The sequence below is a fragment of the Galactobacter sp. genome (assembly GCF_022712295.1).
Taxonomy (GTDB): Bacteria; Actinomycetota; Actinomycetes; order Actinomycetales; family Micrococcaceae; genus Galactobacter.
This window is the reverse complement of record NZ_JALAGT010000183.1, coordinates 1-24,881: the sequence shown is the minus strand read 5'-3', so window position 1 is coordinate 24,881 and position 24,881 is coordinate 1. Positions and strand designations below refer to the sequence as shown.

General features: G+C 67.1%; 19 protein-coding genes and 1 rRNA gene. 4 read left to right on the top strand and 16 right to left on the bottom strand.

The window, feature by feature from the left end:
• The 3 genes from Q0A15_RS13235 to Q0A15_RS13225 all read right to left on the bottom strand — a co-directional run.
• Positions 1-126 (bottom strand): 16S ribosomal RNA (locus Q0A15_RS13235); the annotation flags it as partial.
• A gap of 636 nt (positions 127-762) precedes the next feature.
• The gene (gene tyrS, locus Q0A15_RS13230) at positions 763-2,076 is read right to left on the bottom strand and encodes a tyrosine--tRNA ligase (protein ID WP_291279995.1); all 1,314 of its coding nucleotides are present in this window, start codon (positions 2,074-2,076) and stop codon (positions 763-765) included.
• Positions 2,073-4,367: an AAA family ATPase gene (locus Q0A15_RS13225; RefSeq protein WP_291279994.1), complete on the bottom strand. Its 2,295-nt coding sequence runs from the start codon at positions 4,365-4,367 to the stop codon at positions 2,073-2,075. Before Q0A15_RS13225 ends, tyrS begins: the two co-directional genes overlap by 4 nt.
• 136 nt (positions 4,368-4,503) lie before the next feature.
• Between Q0A15_RS13225 and Q0A15_RS13220 the strand changes: the two genes are divergently transcribed.
• Complete coding sequence (locus Q0A15_RS13220) at positions 4,504-5,289, top strand: hypothetical protein (protein WP_291279993.1); 786 nt, start codon at positions 4,504-4,506, stop codon at positions 5,287-5,289.
• 31 nt (positions 5,290-5,320) lie between these two features.
• Here Q0A15_RS13220 and Q0A15_RS13215 read toward each other — a convergent pair whose 3' ends face one another.
• From Q0A15_RS13215 to Q0A15_RS13195, 5 genes are all read right to left on the bottom strand, one after another.
• Complete coding sequence (locus tag Q0A15_RS13215) at positions 5,321-5,887, bottom strand: adenine phosphoribosyltransferase (protein WP_291279992.1); 567 nt, start codon at positions 5,885-5,887, stop codon at positions 5,321-5,323.
• Between the two features lie 11 nt (positions 5,888-5,898).
• Positions 5,899-7,350, bottom strand: coding sequence for an argininosuccinate lyase (gene argH / locus Q0A15_RS13210; protein ID WP_291279991.1), 1,452 nt, complete (start codon positions 7,348-7,350; stop codon positions 5,899-5,901).
• 143 nt (positions 7,351-7,493) lie between these two features.
• Positions 7,494-9,599 carry an amidase gene (locus tag Q0A15_RS13205; protein WP_291279990.1) on the bottom strand — a complete coding sequence of 702 codons (2,106 nt, stop codon included), beginning with the start codon at positions 9,597-9,599 and terminating at the stop codon, positions 7,494-7,496.
• Positions 9,596-10,636 carry an agmatine/peptidylarginine deiminase gene (locus Q0A15_RS13200; protein ID WP_291279997.1) on the bottom strand — a complete coding sequence of 347 codons (1,041 nt, stop codon included), beginning with the start codon at positions 10,634-10,636 and terminating at the stop codon, positions 9,596-9,598. Before Q0A15_RS13200 ends, Q0A15_RS13205 begins: the two co-directional genes overlap by 4 nt.
• A 79-nt stretch (positions 10,637-10,715) precedes the next feature.
• Positions 10,716-11,390, bottom strand: a complete 675-nt coding sequence (locus Q0A15_RS13195) for a TetR/AcrR family transcriptional regulator (RefSeq protein WP_291279989.1) — start codon at positions 11,388-11,390, stop codon at positions 10,716-10,718.
• A gap of 125 nt (positions 11,391-11,515) precedes the next feature.
• Here Q0A15_RS13195 and Q0A15_RS13190 point away from each other — a divergent pair, with 125 nt between their 5' ends.
• A complete protein-coding gene (locus Q0A15_RS13190; RefSeq protein WP_291279988.1) occupies positions 11,516-12,931 on the top strand; it encodes an NAD(P)/FAD-dependent oxidoreductase in 1,416 nt (471 codons plus the stop codon).
• Positions 12,932-13,084: 153 nt separating this feature from the next.
• On the opposite strand, the gene Q0A15_RS13185 is transcribed toward Q0A15_RS13190, so the two are convergent.
• From Q0A15_RS13185 to argC, 6 genes are all read right to left on the bottom strand, one after another.
• Positions 13,085-13,624: an arginine repressor gene (locus Q0A15_RS13185; protein ID WP_291279987.1), complete on the bottom strand. Its 540-nt coding sequence runs from the start codon at positions 13,622-13,624 to the stop codon at positions 13,085-13,087.
• A complete protein-coding gene (gene argF, locus Q0A15_RS13180) occupies positions 13,621-14,574 on the bottom strand; it encodes an ornithine carbamoyltransferase (protein WP_291279986.1) in 954 nt (317 codons plus the stop codon). Before argF ends, Q0A15_RS13185 begins: the two co-directional genes overlap by 4 nt.
• 74 nt (positions 14,575-14,648) lie before the next feature.
• A complete protein-coding gene (locus Q0A15_RS13175) occupies positions 14,649-15,941 on the bottom strand; it encodes an acetylornithine transaminase (RefSeq protein ID WP_291279985.1) in 1,293 nt (430 codons plus the stop codon).
• Positions 15,942-15,997: 56 nt separating this feature from the next.
• Positions 15,998-16,948, bottom strand: coding sequence for an acetylglutamate kinase (argB, locus tag Q0A15_RS13170; RefSeq protein ID WP_291279984.1), 951 nt, complete (start codon positions 16,946-16,948; stop codon positions 15,998-16,000).
• Positions 16,949-16,958: 10 nt separating this feature from the next.
• Positions 16,959-18,116 (bottom strand): bifunctional glutamate N-acetyltransferase/amino-acid acetyltransferase ArgJ, encoded by a 1,158-nt coding sequence (argJ, locus tag Q0A15_RS13165; RefSeq protein ID WP_291279996.1) that lies wholly within the window; start codon positions 18,114-18,116, stop codon positions 16,959-16,961.
• Positions 18,117-18,178: 62 nt separating this feature from the next.
• On the bottom strand, positions 18,179-19,210 hold the full coding sequence (argC, locus tag Q0A15_RS13160; protein WP_291279983.1) for an N-acetyl-gamma-glutamyl-phosphate reductase: 1,032 nt from the start codon (positions 19,208-19,210) through the stop codon (positions 18,179-18,181).
• A gap of 58 nt (positions 19,211-19,268) precedes the next feature.
• On the opposite strand from argC, the gene Q0A15_RS13155 reads away from it, so the two are divergent.
• Together Q0A15_RS13155 and Q0A15_RS13150 are read left to right on the top strand one after the other, a co-directional pair.
• The gene (locus Q0A15_RS13155; RefSeq protein ID WP_291279982.1) at positions 19,269-20,261 is read left to right on the top strand and encodes a quinone oxidoreductase; all 993 of its coding nucleotides are present in this window, start codon (positions 19,269-19,271) and stop codon (positions 20,259-20,261) included.
• A 174-nt stretch (positions 20,262-20,435) separates the two neighbouring features.
• Positions 20,436-21,011, top strand: a complete 576-nt coding sequence (locus tag Q0A15_RS13150) for a TetR/AcrR family transcriptional regulator (protein WP_291279981.1) — start codon at positions 20,436-20,438, stop codon at positions 21,009-21,011.
• Positions 21,012-21,090: 79 nt separating this feature from the next.
• Here Q0A15_RS13150 and pheT read toward each other — a convergent pair whose 3' ends face one another.
• Entirely contained in the window at positions 21,091-23,634 is a 2,544-nt protein-coding gene (gene pheT / locus Q0A15_RS13145) for a phenylalanine--tRNA ligase subunit beta (protein WP_291279980.1), read from the bottom strand.
• A 3-nt stretch (positions 23,635-23,637) separates the two neighbouring features.
• The gene (gene pheS / locus Q0A15_RS13140) at positions 23,638-24,699 is read right to left on the bottom strand and encodes a phenylalanine--tRNA ligase subunit alpha (protein ID WP_291279979.1); all 1,062 of its coding nucleotides are present in this window, start codon (positions 24,697-24,699) and stop codon (positions 23,638-23,640) included.
• Positions 24,700-24,881: the final 182 nt, after the last annotated feature.

Here is a 24,881-nt window from a genome sequence, read left to right as displayed (position 1 = left end):
CTCACGTGTTACTCACCCGTTCGCCACTCCTCCACCCCCAGCAAGCTAGGGGCTTCGGCGGTCGGCTTGCATGTGTTAAGCACGCCGCCAGCGTTCATCCTGAGCCAGGATCAAACTCTCCGCAAAAAAATTACAGACACCAACCAACCCCAACGGGAAAACATTGAAAGGTCGGTCAGCTATCCAATCCATAGCATCACACCCACACACCACCACAGGGGCGGCAATGCGCAGGCAATAACACCAAACACCAACCCCAAAAACGAGGCCAGCAAAATAAATTTGGTATCAACAAACTTGGCACACTATTGAGTTCTCAAACAACGGACACTTTCGATCCCGAACCTCTTCGAAGGAAGTTCTTCGCTCGAAAGCGCTGAATCAGTTTACATCATCTCCCGGCCGGTTTGCAAATCGGTGTTTCCATCGATTCTTCAACCTTGCCCTGCTGCGACTGATTCAGACGCAACAGATCCATTAACAATGAAGTAAATGGAGGTGATGGCCACGGTTTCTGCCGGCCCGAAGGACTCAAGCAGCGCAACCGCAGCGAGATACAAGCCTACACCATGATTCGCCGACCATGCAAATAAGGCCCTGGTAGGCCCCCATCCCGCGTGGATGGGAGGCCTTCCAGGGCCTCAAGTTCCGCATGATTCCGGCGTTCTCACCGTCTTCGTGTGCGCTCCGTCTCAGTTCTGGGAACCCGGTGGATCGGAGCAGTTCAGCGGGTCACGGCAGCCGAGTTCAAGTTGTCGAAGCTCAGCCGAGGACCGCGGCCGCCAGCTTCTTCTTACCCCTGCGGACGATGAACGTGGTCCCGTGCAAGGCTTCCGCCGGCCCGAAGGTGGCCTCGAGATCGGTGACCTTCACGTTGTTCACACTGGCGCCACCCTCCCCCACTGTGCGGCGTGCCTCCGACTTGGACGCCGAGAGTCCGGTCGCCACCAGCAGGTCGACGATGTTGGTGCCGGCTTCCACCGTCACGGTGTCCAGCTCCGCGGTCATGGAAGCCACGGTCGCGGCATCGATGGAGTCGAGCGCTCCCCCACCGAAGAGGGCCTGTGAGGCAGCGATGACCTGTTCCGTGGCTTCGACACCGTGCACCAGTGAGGTCACGTCGTAGGCCAGGGTCTTCTGAGCCTCACGCGCCCAGGGCTTCTCCTCCACGCCGCGGGCCAACTCCGAGATTTCCTCACGGGTGCGGAAGGTGAAGACCTTCAACCGGTCCACGACGTCGGCATCGGCCTGGTTCAGCCAGAACTGGTAGAAGGTGTACGGCGTGCACAATTCCGGATCCAGCCAGATCGCATTGCCCTCGGACTTACCGAACTTGGTGCCGTCCGAGTTGGTGATCAGCGGTGTCCCCAAGGCGTGGACGTGCTTGCCCTCCACCTTGCGAATCAGCTCGGTCCCGGACGTCAGGTTGCCCCACTGGTCGGAGCCGCCGCTCTGTAGGGTGCAGCCGTAACGGCGGTTCAGCTCCAGGTAGTCCAGGCCCTGCAGGATCTGATAGCTGAACTCGGTGTAGGAGATGCCTTCCTCAGAGTTCAGCCGCTTGGCCACGATGTCCTTCTTGACCATGGTGCCCACGCGGAAGTTCTTACCGATATCGCGTAAGAACTCCAGCGCGGAGAGCTGCCCGGTCCATTCGAGGTTGTTGACCATCCGGGCGGCGTTCTCCCCCTCGAAGGAGAGGTAGTTCTGTACCTGTCCGCGCAGGGAATCCACCCACTGCTCCACGACCTCCACCGGGTTCAGCACTCGTTCGGAGGTCTGGCGGGGGTCGCCGATCAGGCCGGTGGCCCCGCCCACCAGACCCAAGGGCTTGTGGCCCGCCAGCTGCAGCCGGCGCATCAGCAGCAGCTGAACCAGGTGTCCCAGGTGCAGGGAGGACGCGGTGGGGTCGAAACCGCAGTAATAGGTGACCGTTTCCTGACTCAGGGCCTTCTCCAGTGCCTCTGCGTCGGTGGACACGTGCACATATCCACGCCAGAGAAGTTCCTGGTAGATATTCGCGAACGTCTGGTCATTACTCTGCGCGGCCAGTGCCGCGGCGGTTCCTGTCTGGGTCACTGCCCCAGATTATCAAGCAACGCGGCGGGTGCGTCCCTGCCCACGCTGAGCACCGCCAGCCGCTGTGTGGTTCTGGTGAGCGCCACGAAGAGGTTTCCGACGCCACCCTGGGACTCTCTCACGACCGCCCCGGGGTCGGCGACGATGACCGCGTCGAACTCGAGTCCCTTAGCCTCACGCGCGGAGAGCACCAGGACGTCGCGCCCGGAAGCCACGTCACCGGCACCGTGGCCGAGCCGTTCCGGGAATTCCGCACCGACGGCGGCCCGCAGGGCCGTCACCCTGTCTGCGGCCGTGACCACGGCCGTCAGGCCGCCCGGCACCGAGGCGAGGCTCGCGCCGACCTCCCGCACCACCGCGTCGGGCAGTGACTCCTCCGAGTCCACGGACGCCAGGATGGGATCACGTTCGGCGTCCCGCACCGCGCGGGCGGGGGAATAGGTCAATCCTGCGTCCATCGCCACGCGCTCCGCGAGCTCCACGACTTGGCGCGGCGTGCGGTAGTTGACCGTGAGCTCGGCGAGTTCGAAACGATCCTGCACGAACGGCTCCAGCGCGGCCTCCCAGCTTCCGGGTGCCGCAGGAGCATCGGCTTGGGCGGTGTCCCCGACGATGGTGAACGACTTCACGGGGCAGCGGCGCATGAGCACGCGCCATTGCATGGGCGAGAGTTCCTGGGCCTCGTCCACCACCACGTGTCCATACGTCCAGGTGCGATCCGTCCCTGCCGCCAACGCTGCGGTCATCCGCTCGTGCTCCGTGTCGTTGTACGCCGCGAGCGCCTCGGCAGAAACGAAGCCGTCGATGCCCTCCTCGGAGAGTTGAGCGTGCACATTGCGCACCGCGGCCTCGGCGTTGTCGAGGTCCCGTTGGCGGCGGGCCTCAGCGGCCGCCGCAGCACGTCCTGCACTGTGGTCCAGTTCCCCCAGCAGCTCGGCTGCCTCGTCCAGGAGCGGTACGTCGGATTCGGTGAACGGGGCGTCCTCATCGCGGGCCAGCGCGTCGCGCTCCTCCTGAGTAAAGCCGGGCATGACCGCGTCCCGGATACCGGGCTTGGTGTAGAGGCCGGTGAGCAGTCCCTCAGGGGTCATGGGCATCCAGCACAGGTTCAGCGCCACGCGGACGTCCTGGCTGGTGCGGACCTCCTCCACCAGATACGAGCGGTCCGCCTCGTTCTCGGACCCACCGTGTTCGTTGAGGAAGCGCTCCAGCTGGTCCGCGAGTTCCTTGACCAGGATCTTCACGAAGGTCTCGCGGGCCTGGTTGTGCGGTTTGTGGCCGGCGCGGGCCCGATCACGCGCACGGGCGACCTGCTGCGGGCTCAGCGTCAGGCGAGTGCCTTCAACCACCACGGTGCGCGGCTTCGAGAGCGTGCGCTGGCGTTGGGCCACAGCTGCCTTGACGACCTCCACCATCCGGAGGTCGCCCTTGATGCGGGCGGCCTCCCTGTCGGTGTCCTCACCGGCATCCAGACCGGGCCAGAGTTGGCCGGGGCTGGCCATCACCACCCCGGTCTCACCCAGGGAGGGAAGCACGCGTTCGATGTAATTCAGGAATGTTCTGGAAGGTCCCACGATGAGGACGCCGGAATGCCGCAATCGCTCGCGCTGGTCATAGAGCAGGAAGGCTGCACGGTGCAGAGCCACGGCGGTCTTTCCCGTTCCGGGTCCGCCCTGGACCACCAGCACCCCCGGCATGGGGGCACGGATGATCCGGTCCTGTTCCGCCTGGATGGTGGCGACGATGTCCCCCATGAAACCCGTTCGACGCGCCTTCAGCGCGCTCAGCAGCGCCCCGTCGCCTTGGGCGGCGCCCTCCGCCTCGGCCTTGTCGGGGTCCAGGACATCATCCTCGATGGAGACCACCTCACGCCCTTGCAGGCTCAGGTGCCTGCGGCGCACCACGCCCTGGGGGTCGAAGGCGGTGGCCTGGTAGAAACTCGCGGCCTCCGGGGCACGCCAATCCACCAGCAGCCTCGTCTGGTCTTCCTCGGTCAGGCCGATCCGGCCGATGTAGCGCGGCTCCTCCGTGTCGCTGTCCAGATCCAGGCGTCCGAAGACCAGCCGGGATTCCACGGCGTTGAGCTGGGCGAGCCGGTCCTCGTACAGGGTCGCGAAGGAGTCCCGTTCGGATTGGTTCTGGCGCGAACCGATGGCCCCCGAGGAGCGGACCTTCTTGAGTTGTTCCGTCTTCTCCTCACGGAGTTGGTCCAGGCGCGCGTAGCGGTGTCCGACGGCGCGGCGCTCCGCTTCCAGCGCGTGCTGGGCGTTCGTTTCAGCCTTCGTGGGCACTATGGCTCTCCTCGCTCGAGATCGTCGAACCGGTCAAACAGGACATACCAGTCTAGCCCCAGTCACGGGCGACTTATCGAACATTGTTAGGATGAAATCGTCATTTAATCATCCGACAGGACTTTCAGGAGAACGTATGCGTCACTCACTTCGCACCCTCACCGTCACGACCGGCGCCACGGCCCTGGCGCTTTCGCTTGCGCTCACAGGCTGTGGGGGCGACAACCCCAAGCCGGCCAATGGACAGGGTCAGGCCGTTTCCAAGGAGGGTCCGGCGGCGAAGGATGCTCTGGAGAAGGCCAAGACCAACATGAAGGCATGGAAGACCGTCAGTTTCACCGGGACCGTCACGGAGGATGACACCGAGATGAAGGTCGAGGCCTCCGGATCCGTGAAGGAATCCGGGGACTTCCAACTGACGATGTCCGGCACCGTGGAGGGTAAGGATCAGTCCGCAAATATCCTCAGCGTGGACGGGAAGATGTACATGAAGGGCTCTGAGGACTTCTACAGCGGACAAATGGGTGATGGGGCAGGCGACATGGCCAAGCTCATCGGCGGCAAGTACCTGGAGATCCCGACCAGTCAGGCCGAGGGCATGGACGACATGAGCCTGCACAGCTTCATGGATGAGGTCATGAACCCTGAGGACATGGACCTCGACGACCTGGACGATCCCGAGGCCAAGGGCAAGCTCGTGAAGTTCGAGGGCGTCCAGGCCTACGAGTACAAGGTCTCTGACGACGAAGACACCACCATGTATCTGAGCACCGACGGTTCGGACCAGTTCCTCGGCTTCAAGTCAGCCGAAGAGGGTCAGTTCGTCTTCAAGGACTTCAACAAGGACTTCTCCTTCAAGGCCCCGTCCAAGGACGAGGTCGTGAGCATGGAGGACCTGATGAAGGGCGCCCAAGGCAACTGATCCCAGCGCGGTCACCGCACTGAGGCTGTGCTCAGCCCTGCACTTTCTGCAGGGAGAGCACATCCCTCCCACCCAGGTTCTCGCGGCCGTTGAGGCCGTCGAGTTCCAGGATGACGGCAAGGCCCGCCACGACGCCGCCGGCTTCCTCCACGAGGGAGGCGGCGGCGTCCATGGTTCCACCGGTGGCCAGGACGTCGTCCACCAGCAGCACGCGGGCACCAGGCGAGATCGCGTCGCGGTGGACCTCCAACGAAGCCGTCCCGTATTCCAGCGCGTACTCGCGGCGGAACACCTCGCGCGGCAGCTTGCCGCCTTTGCGCACCGTCAGCAGACCGGTACCGGTGGAGTAGGCCACGGCGGAGGCCAGCAGGAAGCCGCGAGCCTCCATGCCCGCCACCACGTCGAACTGGCCGAGGAACGGTTGGGACAGGGCGTCCACCACGCGATGCAGACCCACCGGATCGGCAAAGACGGGGGTCAGATCCTTGAAGGAGATCCCCGGCTCCGGGTAGTCCGGGACCACGGCGCACAGGCGGTCGAGCAGGTGCCCGATGGATTCCTGGTCGGGATCGGAGGGAAGCGGCTCAGCGGCATTCATGAGGGTTCCTTTCAGGCGCGGGGTCCGAAGGCGTCTGCATGCAGCGGAGCATCGGCGTAGGCACGGACCATGTCCACCTTGGCCTTCAAGGCCTCCAGCTGCTGTCCCACCGCGGCCGGGGCCGTACCGCCCTGTCCGGCACGGGCGTTGAGCGAGCCCTCGGTGGAGAGCACGGAGCGAACATCAGGGGTGAGGTGCTCCGAGATCCCGGCGTAGTCCTCATCGGTGAGGTCCCACAGCTCGACGCCACGGGACTCGGCGATGGAGACCGCCTCGCCGGAGAGTTCGTGGGCCACACGGAACGGCACGCCCTGCTTCACGAGCCACTCAGCGATGTCGGTGGCCAGGGCGAAGCCCAGCGGTGCGAGCTCCGCCATGCGCTCGGTGTTGAAGGTGGCGGTGGCGATCATCCCGGACACGGCGGGCAGCAACAGTTCCAGGGTGTCGGCGGCGTCGAAGACGGGTTCCTTGTCCTCCTGCAGGTCCCGGTTGTAGGCCAGCGGCAACCCCTTGAGGGTGGCAAGCAGACCCGTCAGGTCACCGATCAGGCGGCCGGACTTTCCGCGGGCCAGTTCGGCGACGTCGGGGTTCTTCTTCTGCGGCATGATCGAGGAGCCGGTGGAGAAGGCATCGTCCAGCTTCACGAAGGAGGCTTCCTTGGTGTTCCAGAAGATGAACTCCTCGGAGAGCCGGGACAGGTCCACGCCGGTCATGGCGGCGACCCATGCGAACTCCGCGAACACGTCGCGGGAGGCCGTGCCGTCCAGCGAATTGAACACGGCGGAATCGAAGCCGAGGTCCTGAGCCACCGCGTTGGGGTCCAGCCCCAAGGTGTTGCCCGCCAGCGCGCCGGAACCGTAGGGGGACACCGCCGCGCGCTTGTCGAAGTCCACGAAGCGTTCCACGTCCCGGGTCAGGGACCAGGCGTGAGCCAACAGATGGTGGGAGAGCAGGATGGGCTGAGCATGCTGCAGGTGGGTGCGCCCAGGCATAGGCGCATAGGGGTGAGCCTCGGCCTGGCCGATCAAGGCGTCCACTGTGGCGAGGATGCCGCGTGCAACGATGCGGGCATGATCGCGCAGGAACATGCGGCCCAAGGTGGCGATCTGGTCGTTGCGGGAGCGGCCTGCGCGCAGCTTGCCGCCCAGGTCGGTGCCTGCGCGTTCGATGAGGCCGCGTTCCAGGGAACCGTGCACGTCCTCGTCCGACTCGGCAGCGGCGTAGGCACCGGAGACCACGTCTGCGTCCAGTTTCTCCAGAGCGGTGAGCATGCCGTCGTACTCGGCATCGTTCAGCAGACCGGCCGTGTGCAGCGCGTGAGCGTGGGCCTTGGAACCGGCGATGTCATAGCGGGCCAGGCGCCAGTCGAAGTCGGTGGACTTGCTCAACGCCGCCAGTGCGTCTGCAGGTCCGCCAGAGAATCGTCCGCCCCAAAGGGCTCCTTCGTTGGTGCCGTGGGCCATGGGCTTCTGCTCGCTCCTTGCTCGTGGGTGGTGCGCAGGATGTCCTGCCGCGTTGATGCTGCACACGATCCTACCGACGCACCGCATGAGCGACGCAGTGCGTGACGGGTGACAAGCACCGCGTGCGCGCCGAGTGTGGGTCCTCAGACCCCGTCCACCACCGCCAGCGCTCCCACGGGGCCGTCGTCGGTATGGGCCACCAGCACCACCACGTGTCCGTATGCCCCCGTCCAGTGCGAATGGAACATGGCCGACGACGGGACCTCCACCCGCGCCCGATAGGCTCCGCTCTCGTCGGTGACGGTGTCCGCGCGGACTCCGTCCACGCAGACGGTGACCGGAACGCGCGCCGCATCGTGCGTCACGAACCGCACGTCACCCACCACCTCGACCACCACGCGAGCCTCGGCCGTGGGCCCGGTCGAAGTCACATACGGCAGCAGCACCCTGGGTTCAGGCAGCGGCTCGGGCGCCGGGACCTCATCGAAGGACGCCTCGGGCTCGGCACGACTCTCGGGATCCTCGACGATGATTCTGGGCAATTCAGCCAACGCTGGCGCCACACGCCGTTCGTGGTCGGTCGAGGCCTCCACGGCGAGCGCCAGCCGCAGCAGTTCGACGTCGTTCCAGCCGGCACCGGCCAGCGTGGCGCCGAAGGGCATCCGGGCCTCGGGTTCCAGCCCCATGGGGAGGGTCACGGTGGGGATCCCGAGGTGTCGCCAGAGCAGGTTGCCGTTGGCCACCCAGGTCCCATTGCGCCACGCGATCTCGTGGGAGGCCAGGTTCTGATCGGCGTCGGCTGGGGCGATATCCGCACACGTTGGGAAGATCAGGGCGTCGAGGCCTTCGGCGGACAACCAGTCATCGAAGAGTTCGCGGCGGGCACAGTCCAGTCCGCGCAACCCGTCGCCGATAGGCAACTCGCTGGGACCCGGCAACGCGCCGTCGGGCAGACAGCCGTTGGCCGCGGCGAAGCCGACGTAGTCCCCCATGCCGAAGTCCTCGCCGTATTCGTCGGGGATCTGGCCGGGGTCGAGGGGGAAGACGCGGTTCGCGTCGACGTCGGTGAGGCGCCGCGGTCCGGCGCCGCCGGCGGCGGCGTTGGCACGGAGGAAGTCGTCCAGCGACCAGGCGGCGAGGTCCTCCAGCTCCGTGCGGAGGTAGCCGCGCGGCAGGTAGCCGAGGTCCTCGAGGCCACCTTGGAAACCGCCGTCGGGCATGTCCGGCGTGCTCAGGTGCGCGTGTGCCCCCTCGTAGGCGGTGAGGGCGGGGAGGTCGCATTCGACGACCTCGGCGCCCGCGGCGCGGAGGTCCCCGACCAGCGCGTCGAGGAGCGCGACGACGCCGGGCCGGGTCTCGACGGGCGTGCCGGCATCCGTGGGGCGCTGATTCACGAAGACCCTCGGGACGCCGAGGCGTACGCCGGCCAGCGGCCGTGGCGTGAGCGCGGCGTAGTCGACGGGACGCAGCTCGCTGGAGCGCGGGATCTCGACCGCACTCTGAACGCGCCAGAAGTCGCCGCGGGGCGTGGGATCGTCGGCGACGAGGACGTCGAGGACCTCCAACAAGTCCGCCATGGAGCGGGTGTGAGGAACCACCACGTCCATACTGGGGACCAGCGGCCAGTTGCCGCGCGTGGAGATGACGCCCCAGGAGGGCGTGTAGGCGCAGAGCGAGTTGTTGTTGGCCGGGGCCCGGCCGGACGACCAGGTCTCCTCCCCCAGGCCGAAGGCGCACAGGCTCGCCGCCGTGGCCGTGCCGGACCCGTTGGAGGATCCGGAGGCCCACGCCGAGGTCAGGTACGCGGGGTTGTACGGGGACTCCGCGCGCCCGTGCAGTCCCCGCTGCATCCCGCCGTTGGCCATGGGAGGCATGGTGGTCAGGCCCAAACAAATGGCGCCGGCGTCCCGCAGCCGGGCGATGGAGAAGGCGTCCTCCCCTGCGATCAGGTCGGCGAAGGCCGGGGAGCCTGCGGAGACCGGCAGCCCCTCGACCCTGTAGGAGTCCTTGGCCGTGTACGGGATGCCGTCCAGGGAGGAGAGCGCGCGGCCCTGCGCGCGCCGGAGGTCGGAGGCACGCGCCTCGGCGAACGCGTCCGGGTTGAGCACCGGGACGGAGTTGAGCGTGGGGCCATGGTGATCCAGTCCCCCGATCCGGTTCAGGTACTCGGCCACCAGCTCCACCGAGGTGGTCCCACCCGAGTCGAGTGCCGCGCGAAGGTCCGCAATGGAGGTCTCGACGACGTTCATACGGCGGCTGCCGTGCTGGGCCGGGCGCTGCGGCTGGGCTGTTGCTGCGTGATGCAGTGGATGCCGCCACCGCGGGCGAAGAGTTCACGGGCGTCCACGGTGACGACAGTGCGTCCCGGGTAGGCACCCCCCAGGATCTCGCGGGCACGGGCGTCCGCGCGGTCCTCGCCGAAGCCGCAGGCGATCACGCCGCCGTTGACCACCAGGTGGTTGATGTAGGAGTAGTCCACCGGGCCCTCGGCGTCCTGGACGGTCTCCGGTGCGGGGAGATCCACGATCTGCAGTGAGCGGCCGGCGGCGTCGGTTGCTTGGTTCAGGCTCTCTCTGATCTGCGCCATGATCTGGTGGTCTGGATGGGACGGATCGGGCTGGGAGTGCAACAGCACGGTTCCAGGGCTGGGCAGGGCGGCGACGATGTCGACGTGCCCGTTGGTGCCGAATTCGAGGGTGTCGCGATGGAGGCCGCGCGGAAGCCAGATGGGTCGCGTGGCGCCCAGGACGCGGCGCATCTCTGCCTCCACGGAGGCCTTGGTGGCGTCTGGGTTACGACGCGGGTCCAGCTGCACGGTCTCGGTGAGCAGCAGCGTGCCCTCACCATCCGTATGGATTCCCCCACCCTCATTGATGAGATCGGAGTCGATGACCGTGGCTCCGGCGCGTTCCGCCACCGTCCTGGCGGTGTTCCGGTCGGGGCGCCAGTCCGCCCAGGCGTGGTCGCCCCAGCCGTTGAAGACCCAGTTGACGGCGCCGAGTGCCCCGTCGGCGCCGAGCACGAACGTGGGCCCGGTGTCCCGCATCCAGAACTCCCCCACGGGCGCCTCGACGATCTCGATGTCGGAGCGCAGGTACTCGTGTGCCGCCGGCAGGGCCACAGGATCCACGAGCATAGTCACCGGTTCGAAGTCGGCCACCGCGGCCGCCACGGCCGCCCAGGTCTCGTAGCCTGCCACTCTGTCCGTGTCCGTCTCCCCCAGTGTCACACCGGGACGGGGAAAGGACATCCAGATGCGCTCCTGTGGCGCGGTCTCGGACGGCATCCGCCAGCGGGCGGTATCGGTGGTCGAGTTCACGGTTTCTCCTCGGTGGGACGGCCAAGTGTGGAGTTGGTACGGCGGTTCAGGAAGGAAGCACGTTGAGGAGGGCGCTGAGTCCCAACTCGAAGGCATCCTCTGTGGGATCTGCGGGGAGGGCCGCGCGCTGAGTGACGGCCGCGGCGAAATGCGGATACTGTGCGGCGTCCGCTCCCGAATCGAAGATGTCTGCAGGAGCGGAGACATCCAGGGCCGAGCCGAAGATGAAGGATTCGAAGGCCACCAATACGGAGACCACCCGCACAGCAGGAATCCCGCCCCGTTCCAGGGCGGAGGTGACCGCCTCGTATTGAGCCAGCGTCCGGGGCGAGTCCTTGACGGGCAAGGTTGCGATTCCGGCGATCACCCGCGGATGCTCGGCCAGGACGTCGCGGTAGTTGCGGGCCCACGCCGCCATGGCACTGCGCAACGGCAGCCGCTGGAACACGCTGGTGTCCAGCTTGGCCATCAGTTCCTCCTGGAGGGGGATCCAGAGGTCCTGCTTGGAACTCACGTGGTTGTAGAGCGCCGAGGCCGCCACGCCGAGTTCTGTGGCCAACGACTTCATCGTCATGGCGTCATAGCCCTTGGCATCGATCAACGCGAGGGCGGCCTTGGTGATGGCCTCGCGATTCAGGACGGCAACGGCGGGTCTGCCGGATTTGCGCGTACCGGAGGCAGTGCCTGTTGCTCCCGAACCACTTCGCGCCTGCACATTCATGGTCGTGAATCATATTCGTTTTATGTGCCTCAGGCCACCTCCTGGCCCGACGTTTTCTGGCGGCTTACGCGGGGGTGCGCTATGCTCCTATATGAATCACGTTCATTTAACGTAGACAGGACACCATGAGCAGCATCATCTCCCGCGACGTCGTCATCGTCGGCGCAGGCCCCTCCGGCCTCACCGCCGCCCTCGAACTGCAGAAGGCGGGCAAGACCGTAGCCGTCCTCGAGGCCCGCGAGCGCGTGGGCGGACGCACCTGGACCGACACCATGAACGGCGCCACCATCGAGATCGGCGGCCAGTGGATCAGCCCCGACCAGACGGCCCTGTACTCGTTGGCGGACGAACTCGGCATCGAGACCTTCGAACGCTGGAAGGCCGGCAAGTCCGTGTTCATCGGCGCCGACGGTGTTCGTCACGAGTACGAGGGCGAGGACTTCCCCGTCTCAGAACACACCGTTTCTGAGATCAACAAGCTCATCGCCAAGATGGACGAGCTCGCCGCGACCGTGGACCCCGACCGTCCGTGGGATGCCCCCGACGCCAAAGAACTGGACACCATCTCGTTCCACCACTGGCTGGCTTCCCAGACCGATGACGCCGAGGCCGTGGAATGTGTGGGCCTGTTCATCGCAGGCGGCATGCTCACCAAGCCCGCCAAGACCTTCTCGGCACTGCAGGCCCTGCTGATGGCTGCCTCCGCCGGATCGTTCTCCAACCTGGTGGACGAGGACTTCATCCTGGACCGTCGCCTCTCCACCTCCATGCAAGGCGTCTCTCTGGCCGTGGCCGAGCGCGTTGGTCACGAGAACATCTTCCTGGACAACCCGATGCTGAAGCTCGAGTGGTCCGAGGCCGACGGCGGGCACGTGGTGGCCCACGGCTCCACCGTGACCGTGCAGGCCAAGCGCGTGATCCTCGCGATTCCGCCGAACCTCTACACCCGCCCCAGTTTCGTTCCCCCGCTGCCGCGCTGGCAGCAGGTGACCCACCAGCACCAGTCCATGGGTCTGGTCATCAAGGTCCATGCCGTCTACGACACCCCGTTCTGGCGCGAGAAGGGCCTCTCCGGCACCTGCTTCTCTCCCTCGTCCCTGGTGCAGGAGATCTACGACAACACCTTCCACACCGATGACAACGGCACCCTGGTGGGCTTCGTGTCCGACGAGAAGGCGGACGCCATGTGGGCCTTGAGCGAGGACGAGCGCAAGGACGCCATCCTCGGCGACATGGCCCGTTTCCTGGGCGAGGAGGCCAAGAACACCAAGCTCTTCTACCTCTCCGACTGGGGTAGCGAGGAATGGACCCGTGGCGCCTACGCCACCAGCTACGATCTGGGCGGCCTGCACCGCTTCGGCCCCACCCAGAACGACGCCGTCGGCCCCATCTACTTCTCCTCCTCCGATCTGGCAGGCGAGGGCTACCAGCACGTGGACGGTGCGGTGCGCATGGGCCGCCGCACCGCCGCACGCATCGTGGCGGATTTGGCGGGCAAGGAGTACGACGCCTCCTACGACGGGGCCACGTCGCTCTACTGAGTGCTTCGCGGCCTGATGCGCTGAAAGGCCCCATACGATCGTCTGATCGTGTGGGGCCTTTCAGCGTCGTTGCATGCCCGGATCGGTTCCGTACGCCACGGGCCAGAGGATCCAGAGGGTAGAGCGCATGGGATCAACCTACCCTCAGCACGGCTAGTCCAGCCCGTCGGCCCAGGCGAGGAAGCGGGCGGCGACCTCGTCGCCGCCGTCGGGGTCCTTGGCCACCACCACCACGGTGTCGTCGCCCGCAATGGACCCGAGCACGGTGGGGATCACCGAATGGTCGATGGCGCCGGCCAGGAAGTTCGCTGCCCCCGGAGGGGTGTGCAGCACCACCAGGTTGGCCGAGGCCTCTGCACTGATCAGCAGTTCCGAGCACAGCCTCGTCAGCCGCGGGTCCAGGAGTTCACCGTCTGCCTGCAGCGGGGCCGACCCCAGCCCGTCGTCGTCCTCCCGCAGCGCATAGACGCTGATGCCGTCAGCGTCGCGGACCCGGGTGGCGCCCATCTCCACCAGGTCGCGGGAGAGCGTGCCCTGGGTGACCTGAATGCCCTCGGCCGCCAGCGCGTCCGCCAGATCCGCCTGGGAACGGACGGCGCGTGAGGCCAGGACCGCACGGATGCGGCCCTGCCTGGCGACCTTGGTACTGGGCGTTCCCCCGACGGGGCGGGGGCTCGACGGATTCTGACTCATCGGTCGGCGGAGAGCCCGGACTGATCAAGCAGGAAGGTCAGCAGCGCCTTCTGGGCGTGCAGGCGGTTCTCCGCCTCGTCCCAGACCACGGACTGCGGACCGTCGATCACGTCCGCAGAGATCTCGTAGCCTCGGTAGGCGGGAAGGCAATGGAGCACGATCGCGTCGTCGGCCGCCTTGGCCAGCGCTGCGGAGTCCAGGGAGTAGTCGGTGAAGAGCTGCTGCCGGGCCGCCTTCTCGTCCTCCTGGCCCATGGACACCCAGGTATCCGTGATGACGACGTCTGCGCCGGCCAGCGCCTCGTCAGCGTCGGTGGTGACCAGGATGGAGCCACCGGTCTCCGCCGCGCGCGCCTCGGCTGCCTCGACGATGTCGGTGCGGGGAAGGTAACCCTCCGGTCCGGCGACGCGGACGTGCATGCCGGCCGTGGCGCCGCCGAGCAGGTAGGAATTGGCCATGTTGTTGGCCGCGTCCCCGACGTAGGTCATGGTCAGGCCCGCCGTCTTGCCCTTGTGTTCACGGATGGTGAGAAGGTCGGCCAGAATCTGGCAGGGGTGGTAATCATCCGTGAGGGCGTTGACCACGGGGATCGTGGAGTTCTGCGCGAGTTCCTCGATGGTGTCCTGACCGAACGTCCTCCACACCACGGCGGAGAGCATGCGGGAGAAGACGCGGGCTGAGTCTGCCACGGTCTCCTTGTGCCCCAACTGCGCCTCGCCCGGATTGATGATCAGCGGATTGCCGCCCAGATCGGCGACACCGGCGGAGAAGGAGAGCCGGGTGCGGGTGGAGGTCTTGTCGAAGATGATGGCGACGGTCTGTGGCCCGGCCAGCGGCGTGCGGGACCAGCGGTCCGCCTTCAGCGCCGCGGCCAGGTCCAGGACCTCGGACTGCTCGGCGGGGCTCAGATCGGTGTCCACCAGGAAGTGGCGGAGGGTGGGGGTGCTCATGGCTCCCTTTCGTAGTTGAGTCTCTTGTGCTCGACGACGCGGCGCGGCTCGGGTGACTGCCGCCCGCGTGCGCGTCAGGCTGCTTGTTGGCGCTTGCGCGCCTCGTCCAGCAGTCGCGGCAGGGCCGCGACGAAGGTGCTCAGTTGTTCCTTGGTCACGATCAGTGGCGGGGCCAGCCGCACGGTGTCGGGTCCGGTGGCGTTGACGATGAAGCCCTCGTCGAGCCCGGACTGCACCACGTGCGGAGCCAGGCCGGAGTCGACCTCGAAGCCCACTAGGAGTCCTCGGCCGTGCACGCCGTGAACACCCTCGACGCCCGAGAGCTCGCCCGCCAGCCAGTTGCCGGTGTCGGTGACATGGGCCAGCAGGTTCTCCTGCTCGATGACGTGGAGCGTGGCCAGCGCCGCGGCCGTCGCCACGGGGTTCCCGCCGAAGGTGGTGCCGTGCTGACCGGGGTTGAGCAGCGCGGAGGTCTCCTCGCCGAAGACGATCCTGGCACCGATCGGCACACCCCCGCCGAGCCCCTTGGCCAGGGTCATCGCGTCGGGGATCACGCTCTCGGCCGCGGTCTGCGAGGCGAACCAGTTTCCGGTCCGTCCGATACCGGTCTGCACCTCGTCGATGATCATGAGGGCCCCGGCCGCCTTGGTCACCTCACGGACCTTGGTCAGGTAGCCCTGGGGCAGCGGCAGCACACCGGCCTCGCCCTGGATTGGCTCCACGATGACCGCCTGCACGGTCTCGTCGACGGCGGCCTCGAGCGCCTCGACGTTGCCCGCCTCGATCCACTCGACACCACCGGGCAGCGGTTCGAAGGGCTCGCGGTAGGCCTGCTTCCAGGTCATGGCCAGTGCACCGGCGGTGCGACCGTGGAAGGAATGGGTGAGCGCGATGATCCGGGTACGCTCCGGTGCCCCGTTGCCGCCCTCGTTCCGGCGTGCCAGTTTGAACGCGGCCTCGTTGGCCTCGGTGCCGGAATTGGCGAAGAAGACGTGGGATCCGGCCGGTGCATTGCTCAGGGTGAGCAGGCGCTCGGCGAGCGCGATCTGCGTCGGTGAGGCAAAGAAGTTGGAGACGTGGCCAAGCGTGGACAGCTGCGATGAGACCACGGAGGTCAGCAGTGGGTGGGCGTGGCCCAGCGCGTTCACGGCGATGCCTCCCAGCAGATCGAGGTAGGCGCGTCCGTCCGCGTCCCAGACCGTGGCGCCCTGTCCGCGGACCAGCACGCGCTGCGGTGAACCGAAGACGTTGAGCAGGCTGGCGGAGTAGCGTCGGCTCAGTTCCTCCCCCGCCAGGCCGGTCAGGGCCTGGAGGTCATCTGCGATACCGCTGGTTGCAGGCTGGTGCTGCGGGGTGTCTGCGCTCATGACGTGATCTACTCCGTCTCTGTTTCGTTGGTTCGTCGCTGGAGCCACGTGTGGCTTCATGCGTGGTCGGCGTCGTCGTGGTCGGGGACCAACTGGGTTCCGACTCCTGCCGAGGTGAAGACCTCCAGCAGCATGGTGTGGGGTTGGCGGCCGTCCACGATGTGGGCGCGCGGGACGCCGGCATCCACCGCTGCCAGGCAGGCCTTCATCTTGGGGATCATCCCCGACTGCAGGGACGGCAGCATCTGGCGCAGTTCCGAGGCCGGTAGGGAACTGATCAGGGAGGAACGGTCCGGCCAGTTGCGGTAGAGCCCCTCCACGTCCGTCAGGATGACGAGCTTGGAGGCGCCGAGTGCTGCGGCGAGCGCGGCGGCGGCGGTGTCCGCGTTGACGTTGAGGACCTCGCCCGTGGGTCGGCCGGAGGCGTCGATCTCCGGAGCAACCGTGGAGATCACCGGGATGCGGCCCGCGTCGATCAGGTCCTCCACGGCGGTCGGGTCCACGCCGGTGACCTCGCCGACCAGGCCGAGGTCGACGGGCTCGCCGTCCACCACGGTCCCGGTGCGGGCCGCGCGTAGGAGCCTGCCGTCCTCGCCGGAGAGTCCCACGGCGTAGCGGCCGTGTTCGTTGATCAGTCCCACGAGTTCGCGACCCACCTGGCCGGTCAGCACCATGCGCACCACGTCCATGGCTTCGGGTGTGGTGACGCGCAGGCCGCCGCGGAACTCGGACTCCACGCCCAACCGATCGAGCATGGAGTTGATCTGCGGTCCGCCGCCGTGGACCACCACGGGGTGGATGCCCGCGTGGTGGAGGAAGACCATGTCCTGAGCGAAGGCGCGGCGCAGGTCGTCATCCACCATGGCGTTGCCGCCGTACTTGATGACCATGCGGGTCCCGGCGAAACGCTGGATCCAGGGCAGGGCCTCGACCAGGGCCGCGGCCTTGCGCTCTGCTGCGGCCAGGCGTTCCGCTTGGGTCACCGGGTCTATGGAGGTGTTGTTCAACGTGGGCTTCCTAGCTGGAGTACGCCGAGTTCTCCTCGACGTAATCGTGGGTCAAGTCGTTGGTCCAGATGGTGGCCTGCTCCGAGCCGGCCTTGAGGTCGATCAGCACGGACACCTCACGGTGGGAGGACAGGTCCACCAGGGAGCGGTCCTCCCCCACGCCACAGCCCTTGCAGACCATGACACCGTTGACGGAGACGTCCAGATCGGAGGCCTCGAAGGCGGCCTTGGTGGTGCCGACCTCGGAAAGGATGCGGCCCCAGTTGGGGTCGTTGCCGAAGATGGCGCACTTGAACAGGTTGGAGCGGGACACCGCACGGGAGACCTCCAGGGCGTCCGCCTCGGAGGCTGCGTTGACCGTGGTCACCGCGATGTCGTGGCTGGACCCCTCGGAGTCTGCCAGCAACTGCAGTGCCAGGTCCGTGGTGAGTCCCTGCAGCAGCTCGGTGAACTCCTCCAGATCCGGAGTCACACCGGAGGCGCCATTGGCCATGAGCACCACGGTGTCGTTGGTGGACATGCAGCCGTCGGAGTCCGCACGGTCGAAGCTGACCGCCGTGGCGGCACGAAGCGCGGCATCGGACTGTTCCGGGGTGAGCACTGCATCGGTGGTCAGCACCACGAGCATGGTCGCCAGCGCAGGGGCAAGCATGCCCGCACCCTTGGCCATGCCACCCAGCGTGTAGCCGGGTCCCACGCGGACGGCCTGCTTGGGCACGGTGTCCGTGGTCATGATGGACCGGGCGGCATCCGCCCCGCCGTCGCTGTCCAACCTGGTAGCGGCCTCGGCTGCACCGGCCAGGATCTTGCTCATGGGCAGGCGCTCGCCGATCAGACCGGTGGAGCAGACCACGACATCGGTCGCGGAGACGTTCAGGAGCGAGGCCACCTCCTCCGCGGTGCGATGGGAGTCCTGGAAGCCGGGCGCGCCGGTGCAGGCGTTGGCTCCACCGGAGTTCAGGATCACGGCGTCGACACGGCCGTCGCGCACCACCTCGCGGGACCAATGCACGGGGGCAGCGGCCACTCGGTTGGAGGTGAAGACCGCGGCCGCGGACTTCTGGGGGCCCTCATTGACCACCAGTGCCAGATCCGGCTTGCCTGAGACCTTCAGGCCGGCGGTGACGCCGGCTGCACGGAAACCCTCGGGAGCGGTGACGCCGGTCAGTTCCGCCGCATCCGTTGCAGAGGTGTAGGTGGGAAACCCCGAGGATCCGGGATGGGTGGCGGTCACGGTGCGACCCCTTCGAGCTCGAGTCCCAAGGTCTCACTGAGCCCCAGGGCGATGTTCATGGATTGGATGGCGCCACCTGCGGTGCCCTTGGTCAGGTTGTCGATGACGGAGGTGACGATGACGCGGCCGGCGTGTTCGTCGAAGGCCAATTGCATCTCGGCGTGGTTGGAGGCCACCACGTGCTTGGTGTGCGGCCAGTTGCCCTCGGGCAACACGTGGACGAAGGGCTCATCCGCGTAGGCCGACTCCCAAGCAGCGCGCAATTGCGCCGAGTCGACTCCTGGCCTCACCCGCGCCGTGGCCGTGGTGAGGATGCCGCGCGGCATGGGGGCCAGCGTGGGGGTGAAGGAGACGGAGACCGGCTCACCGGCCAAGGCGGAGAAGCCCTGTTCCATCTCCGGGGTGTGGCGATGTCCTCCACCGACTCCGTAGGGGCTCATCCCGCCCATGACCTCGGCGCCCAACAGGTGGGTCTTGGCAGACTTGCCGGCACCTGAGGTGCCGGAGGCGGACACGATCACCACATCGTTCGGCATCAGCAGGCCCGCGGCGAAGCCCGGGGCAAGCGCCAACTGTGCGGAGGTCGGGTAACAGCCGGGGACGGCGATGCGCTTGGTGCCTCGCAGGCCCTCGCGGTGACCGGGCAACTCGGGCAACCCGTAAGGCCAGGAACCGGCGTGCGGGGTTCCGTAGAACCTCTCCCACGCGGCCGGGTCCACGAGGCGATGGTCCGCGCCGGCGTCGATCACAAGGGTGTCCTCCCCCAGCTGAGCGGCCACGGCGGCGGAGGCGCCGTGCGGCAGGGCCAGGAAGACCACGTCGTGCCCTGCCAGGACCTCTGCAGTGGTGTCCTCGAGGACACGGTCCGCCAGGGAGTGCAGGTGCGGCTGCAGTGAGCCGAGTCGCTGGCCGGCATTCGAGTGCGCGGTGATGGCACCGATGCTGACCTCGGGGTGGTGGCTGAGCAGACGGAGGACCTCGCCCCCGGCATACCCACTGGCTCCTGAAACGGCTACCGTGAACGTCATGGGTCGATCTTAGACCTCTGTATTCAACAACGCGAATATTATGCAGCCAAGGAGTCACATGCCCGCGCAGCCCCGCACGCAGCACCGCATCCAGATCGACGCCCCGGGCGGCCCCGAGGTCCTGACCCTCGTCACCGCGGACGTCGCGGAGCCGGGTCCCGGTCAGGTTCTCGTCAAGGTTGCCGCCGCCGGAGTGAACTTCATCGAGACCTACCAGCGCTCCGGCGTCTATGCGGTGGAGCACCCCTTCCACCCCGGCGGCGAGTTCGCGGGCGTCGTGGAAGAACTCGGGGCGAGCGTCACCGACTTCGCCGTGGGAGACGTCGTCGCAACCTCGGACGCCACCGGCACCTACGCCGAATACGTCACCGTGGATGCGAAGGTGTTGGCCAAGGTCCCTGAGGGCGTGGATCCGGTGACCGCCGCCGCCGTGCCGCTACAAGGTTTCACCGCACACTACTTGACCCACGACTCCTACGCCGTGCAGCCCGGCGACGTGGTACTCACCACTGCCGGCGCGGGCGGGGTCGGCATGATCCTGACCCAGCTGCTCAAGTCCCTGGGTGCCACGGTCATCACCACCGTCTCCGGCGGGCCGGACGGCGACAAGGCCCGGCGCGCCGCCGCAGCCGGCGCGGACCACGTCCTGGATTACGCACAGGTCCCGGACAAGGTCCGCGAGATCACCCACGGGCGCGGCGTGGACGCGGTCTACGACGGCGTGGGTAAGGACACCTTCGAATCCTCCATCGCGTCCCTGCGTCGCCGCGGCACCATGGTGCTCTTCGGCGGCGCCTCCGGCCAGGTTCCCCCGTTCGATCTGCAGCGTCTCAACGCACTGGGGTCCCTGTCCGTCACGCGTCCCTCGCTGAAGGACTTCATGGTCACCCCCGAGGAACGCGCCCAGAGGGCGGCCGACGTCTTCGGTGCCGTCGCGGCAGGGTCCCTGACGATCACCATCGGCGCCTCGTTCCCCCTCGCGGACGCCGCGGCGGCGCACCGGGCGCTGGAATCCAGGAACACCGTAGGCAAGGTGGTTCTGGTCCCCTGATCCCCCTGAAATCCTCATGAGAATTAGTGAGATGGACACCTGAATCACAGCAAACGCCTACGTGATTCACGTAAGCTGACATCGTTGTAAAATTGTTCAATGCCATCAGCCCGGAATCGAATTCCTCCGGCTCAGACTCAACCGATTTCAACCTTTCAGGCGGTACACCACCTCATGTCCATCTCCCCGACCACACCCGATCTGGATCGAGACCTCACGCCACGTGCACGCGACGTCGTCGCTGCCGCACGGTCCGAGTTCGCAGCCCACGGGTATGCCGGTGCCACCACGGACGCAATCGCCCGCCGCGCGGGGGTTTCCCAGCCCTACGTTGTGCGCCTCTTCGGTTCCAAGGAACGCCTGTTCCTGCGCTGCGCAAGAGAGACGCAGCAACAGATCATCGACAACCTCCGCGAGACCGCTGCGGCCGCCAACGGACGGACCGCCCCCGAGGATCTGGGACACGGGTTCATGACCTTGCTCGCCAAGGATCCTGTCAGCGTGAAGCTCATGCACCAGATCAACTCCCTTGGCCGCCACCCCGAGCTCGGCGCCTACGCACGGGAATGGTTCGCCGAGGTGTATGACGTGGTGCGCAATGAGTGCGGTCTCGATACGGAGGCCGCCCTCGGTTTCATGAGCCGCGGAATGCTGATCTCCACTCTGGTCTCCCTGGACCTCCAGCCCAACACAGGAGAGAAGACCTTCGAACTCGTGAACTTCGTAGGCGGCGCTCCGGCCCAGGCCTGATCCATACACAAAGGTGCCCGACGGCTGGTAGTGACTACCAGCCGTCGGGCACCTTTTTCTGCCCTGACGGGCCGGCAACTCAGCCGCGGGCGACCGCCCCGGTGGCCTGCCCCGCGGCCGCCACAGCAGCCTCGCGCGCCTCGGAGGCCTCGTCGTTGGTCAGCGTGCGATCAGCCGCGCGGAAGCGCAAGGTGAAGGCGAGCGACTTCTGTCCGACCTCGATCCCGGTTCCCCGGTAGTCGTCGAAGAGCTCGACCTCTTCGAGCAGTTCGCCCGCCCCGGAGCGGAGGGCCTCCTTGACCTGCGCAGCGGGAACGGCCTGGTCCACGACCAGGGCCACATCCTGCAGGGTGGCCGGGTAGGTCGTGACCGCCTGAGCCACCACGTGGTCGGGAAGGAACGCTGACAGAGCGCGCACGTCCAGTTCCATCGCGGCGGTTCGCTCCGGCAGATCCGCCTCGGCGAGGCGATCCGGGTGCAGCTCGCCCGCGTGGCCGACGGTGGTGCCTTCAACGATCAGGCGGGCGGCACGGCCCGGGTGGAAGGCCTGATGGGAGCCCTGCTCCACGGTCAGCTCCACGCCGAGCGCATCGGCCACGAGCCGCGCCAGGTCCAAGGCATCGGCCCAGTCCCAGGCACGCTCGGGCTCGCTCAGCGCACCGGTGGAGGCGCGCCCGGTCAGCACGGCAGCGATGTGCCACGGCTGGTCCGGGATCCCCGCGTTGAGGTCCTCCAACTCCGCCTCGGTGGGCTTGACGCCGCCCTTGGGCAGGGTGGCCGATCCCAGCTGCTCCTTGGGGAGGAACACCACGCCGCCCTCGAACAGGCCGGTGTCGCGGAATCCTCGGGCGTGGTTGCGGCGCGCCAACTCCAGCAGGCCGGGCAGCAGCGAGGTGCGCAGCCAACCGAACTCTGCAGAGACCGGGTTGGCCAGGTGCACGCTCTTGACCTGTGTGCCCTCGACCTCTGCGCCGAAGAGGTTGTTCTGGGCCTCGGAGACGAACGGGTAGGCGAGCACCTCCACGAGACCGGCCCCGGCCAGCGCGTCCGCGATGCGACGACGACCACGCTGAGCGTCGGTCAGCCCACGGCCGGGAGGAGCCACTGGCAGCCGGGACGGAATGTTCTCGTAGCCCACCAGGCGGGCGATCTCCTCGATCATCTCCTCCGCACCGGTCAGGTCGGGACGCCAGCTGGGGGCCGTGACCTGGTCAGCGTCTGAGCCCTCCGCGACCCGGCAGCCAACCCCCGTGAGGGCGTGCAGCTCCTGCTCGCGCGTGAAGTCGATCCCCACACGGGCCGTGGCCGCACCATGGGCCAGGGACACCACGGTGGGTTCGGGACGGGTGCCGACGTCGGAGCCGGTGCCCCTGTCGGTGCCACCGGCGAGCTCCACGAGCAGGTCGACCGCACGCTGGGCCGCAACGTCAGCGATCTCCCAGTCCACACCGCGCTCGTTGCGCTTGGAGGCCTCGGAGGGCAGCTTGTGACGGCGCTTGGTGCGCCCCATCGACACGGCATCGAAGTGAGCCGACTCGATCAGCACCGTGCTGGTGGTCCCGGAGACCTCCGTGGACTCACCACCCATGATGCCAGCCAGTCCGAGAGCCCCGGAACCGTCGGTGATGAGCAGGTCCTCGGTGGAGAGCTTGCGCTCCTTGCCGTCCAACGTCGTCAGGGTCTCCCCGTCGTTGGCGCGACGCACCACGATGTCCCCCGTGACCTTGTCACGGTCATAGAAGTGCAGCGGCTGCCCCAGCTCCAACATGACGTAGTTGGAGATGTCCACGGCCACGGAGATGGGACGCATCCCGGCCAGGCGAAGGCGCTCAGCCATCCAGGACGGGGTCTTGGCGTTGACGTCGATCCCCTCGACCACGCGCGTCACGAAGCGGTCGCAACCGTCGTTTCCACGGATCGGAGCCTGGTCTTCGAGGCGCACGTCCAATTCCGGCTTCACCGGGGCCTTCACGGTGACGCGGGAAGCCGGGTCTGAGAACTCGGTCCCGGTGGCCAACGCGTACTCGCGCGCCACGCCACGGATGGAGAAGCAGTAACCGCGGTCCGGGGTCACGTTGATCTCCGCGGCCTCGTCGGTGACGCCGAGCAGCGGCAGCGCGTCCTGCCCCACCTCGGGATCCAGTCCCAGGTCACGGAAGACCAGGATGCCGTCATGGTCGTCGCCGATACCGAGCTCACGCACGGACGCCATCATCCCCGCGGACGTGTGCCCGTAGGTCTTGCGCGGGGTGATACGGAAGTCGCCGGGGAGTACGGCGCCGGGAAGGGTCACCACGACCTTGTCCCCGACCTCGAAGTTGTGCGCGCCGCAGATGATGCCCTGCACACCGGAGGGCTCGATGCCCTCACCGGTCAGCGTCTGGGCCTGCCCCTCGGGGACCACCCGGACGCTGCACCAGTTGATGACCTTGCCGTTCTTCTGGGGCTCCTCCTCACGGGTGAGCACCTGTCCAACCACGATGGGGCCGGTGAGCTCATCGAGTGGACGGTGAACGTCCTCCTCCTCGAGACCCACCCGGACCAGATCGGCCATGACGTCCTCGGCGCGCGCCTCGGCGGGCACCTGGGCGTTCTCACGCAGCCAGGAAAGTGGAATACGCATTGATCAGATCTCCATCCCGAAGTGGCGGCTGAAACGGACGTCGCCCTCGATCATGTCGTGCATGTCGGGGACGTCGTTGCGGAACATGAGCGTGCGCTCCACGCCCATGCCGAAGGCGAACCCGGAGTACACCTCCGGGTCGATGCCGCCTGAACGGAGCACATTGGGGTGCACCATGCCGCAGCCGCCCCATTCCACCCACTGCGGACCGCCCTTGGCACCGGGGTGCCAGACGTCCAGCTCCGCGCTGGGCTCGGTGAACGGGAAGTAGGACGGGCGCAGACGGATGCGGGCCTCAGGGCCGAACATCAGCTTCGCGAAGTGCTCCAGTGTGCCCTTGAGGTCCGCCATGGACAGTCCCTTGTCCACGGCCAGGCCCTCGAACTGGTGGAACACCGGGGTGTGCGTGGCATCCAGCTCGTCGGTGCGGTAGGTGCGTCCCGGGCAGAGCACGTAGATCGGCACCTCACGCGTGAGCATGGAACGGATCTGCACCGGGGAAGTGTGCGTGCGCATCACCAGGTGGCCCTCCGGCGGGTCCACGAAGAAGGTGTCCTGCATCTCGCGGGCCGGATGGTCCTCATCGAAGTTCAGGGCATCGAAGTTGTACCACTCCGACTCCACCTCCGGCCCCTCCGCGATCTCCCAGCCCATGCCGACGAACACGTCGGAGACGCGCTCGATCAGGCGGTTGAGCGGGTGGCGGGCGCCGAGCGTGGTGCGGCGAGGGGCCGCGGTGACGTCCACGGTCTCCTCCACCAGGCGGCGGGCGGCGTGCTCCGCCTCCAACACCTCGGTGCGTGCAGCGAGGGCCTTGCTGACTTGTCTCTTGGCACCGCCCAAGGTCTTACCCGCCAGGGCCTTGTCCTTGTTCTCCAAGGAGCCGATGGCGCGGTTCGCCAGGGTCAGAGGGGCCTTCTCACCGAGGTGAGCCAGGCGCGCAGACTTCAGTTCGTCCAGGTCCGCGGCAGCGGCAAAGGCCGCGAGCGCGGCTTCGACCACCGCATCCACGGCCTCCTGGTCTGTGGGATGGGGGACGCCAACGGCGTCAGAGGTTGCTGACATGAGCTTGCGGGCACACCTTCATACATCTTTGGTTCTATGAGGGAATCGGACTCATTCTAGTTCAGTCCGGAGCCGGCCCCTCCCCCACCTTGCGCGCAGTATCCGGAAATGCGGGCCCCCTCCCGGCCCCCAGTTCCGGAAAAAGCCCAAAAAACCGCTGAACGCAGTGGCCACCCACCACG

What these genes read in the sequence shown, in the direction of transcription:
- pheT (WP_291279980.1), bottom strand. Translation starts at nt 23,634, where the DNA reads ATGCGTATTCCACTTTCCTGGCTGCGTGAGAACGCCCAGGTGCCCGCC.
- Q0A15_RS13185 (WP_291279987.1), bottom strand. Translation starts at nt 13,624, where the DNA reads ATGAGTCAGAATCCGTCGAGCCCCCGCCCCGTCGGGGGAACGCCCAGT.
- Q0A15_RS13220 (WP_291279993.1), top strand. Translation starts at nt 4,504, where the DNA reads ATGCGTCACTCACTTCGCACCCTCACCGTCACGACCGGCGCCACGGCC.
- Q0A15_RS13195 (WP_291279989.1), bottom strand. Translation starts at nt 11,390, where the DNA reads ATGAATGTGCAGGCGCGAAGTGGTTCGGGAGCAACAGGCACTGCCTCC.
- Q0A15_RS13200 (WP_291279997.1), bottom strand. Translation starts at nt 10,636, where the DNA reads ATGCCGTCCGAGACCGCGCCACAGGAGCGCATCTGGATGTCCTTTCCC.
- argC (WP_291279983.1), bottom strand. Translation starts at nt 19,210, where the DNA reads ATGACGTTCACGGTAGCCGTTTCAGGAGCCAGTGGGTATGCCGGGGGC.
- Q0A15_RS13175 (WP_291279985.1), bottom strand. Translation starts at nt 15,941, where the DNA reads ATGAGCGCAGACACCCCGCAGCACCAGCCTGCAACCAGCGGTATCGCA.
- Q0A15_RS13150 (WP_291279981.1), top strand. Translation starts at nt 20,436, where the DNA reads ATGTCCATCTCCCCGACCACACCCGATCTGGATCGAGACCTCACGCCA.
- Q0A15_RS13155 (WP_291279982.1), top strand. Translation starts at nt 19,269, where the DNA reads ATGCCCGCGCAGCCCCGCACGCAGCACCGCATCCAGATCGACGCCCCG.
- Q0A15_RS13190 (WP_291279988.1), top strand. Translation starts at nt 11,516, where the DNA reads ATGAGCAGCATCATCTCCCGCGACGTCGTCATCGTCGGCGCAGGCCCC.
- Q0A15_RS13215 (WP_291279992.1), bottom strand. Translation starts at nt 5,887, where the DNA reads ATGAATGCCGCTGAGCCGCTTCCCTCCGATCCCGACCAGGAATCCATC.
- argF (WP_291279986.1), bottom strand. Translation starts at nt 14,574, where the DNA reads ATGAGCACCCCCACCCTCCGCCACTTCCTGGTGGACACCGATCTGAGC.
- argH (WP_291279991.1), bottom strand. Translation starts at nt 7,350, where the DNA reads ATGGCCCACGGCACCAACGAAGGAGCCCTTTGGGGCGGACGATTCTCT.
- Q0A15_RS13205 (WP_291279990.1), bottom strand. Translation starts at nt 9,599, where the DNA reads ATGAACGTCGTCGAGACCTCCATTGCGGACCTTCGCGCGGCACTCGAC.
- pheS (WP_291279979.1), bottom strand. Translation starts at nt 24,699, where the DNA reads ATGTCAGCAACCTCTGACGCCGTTGGCGTCCCCCATCCCACAGACCAG.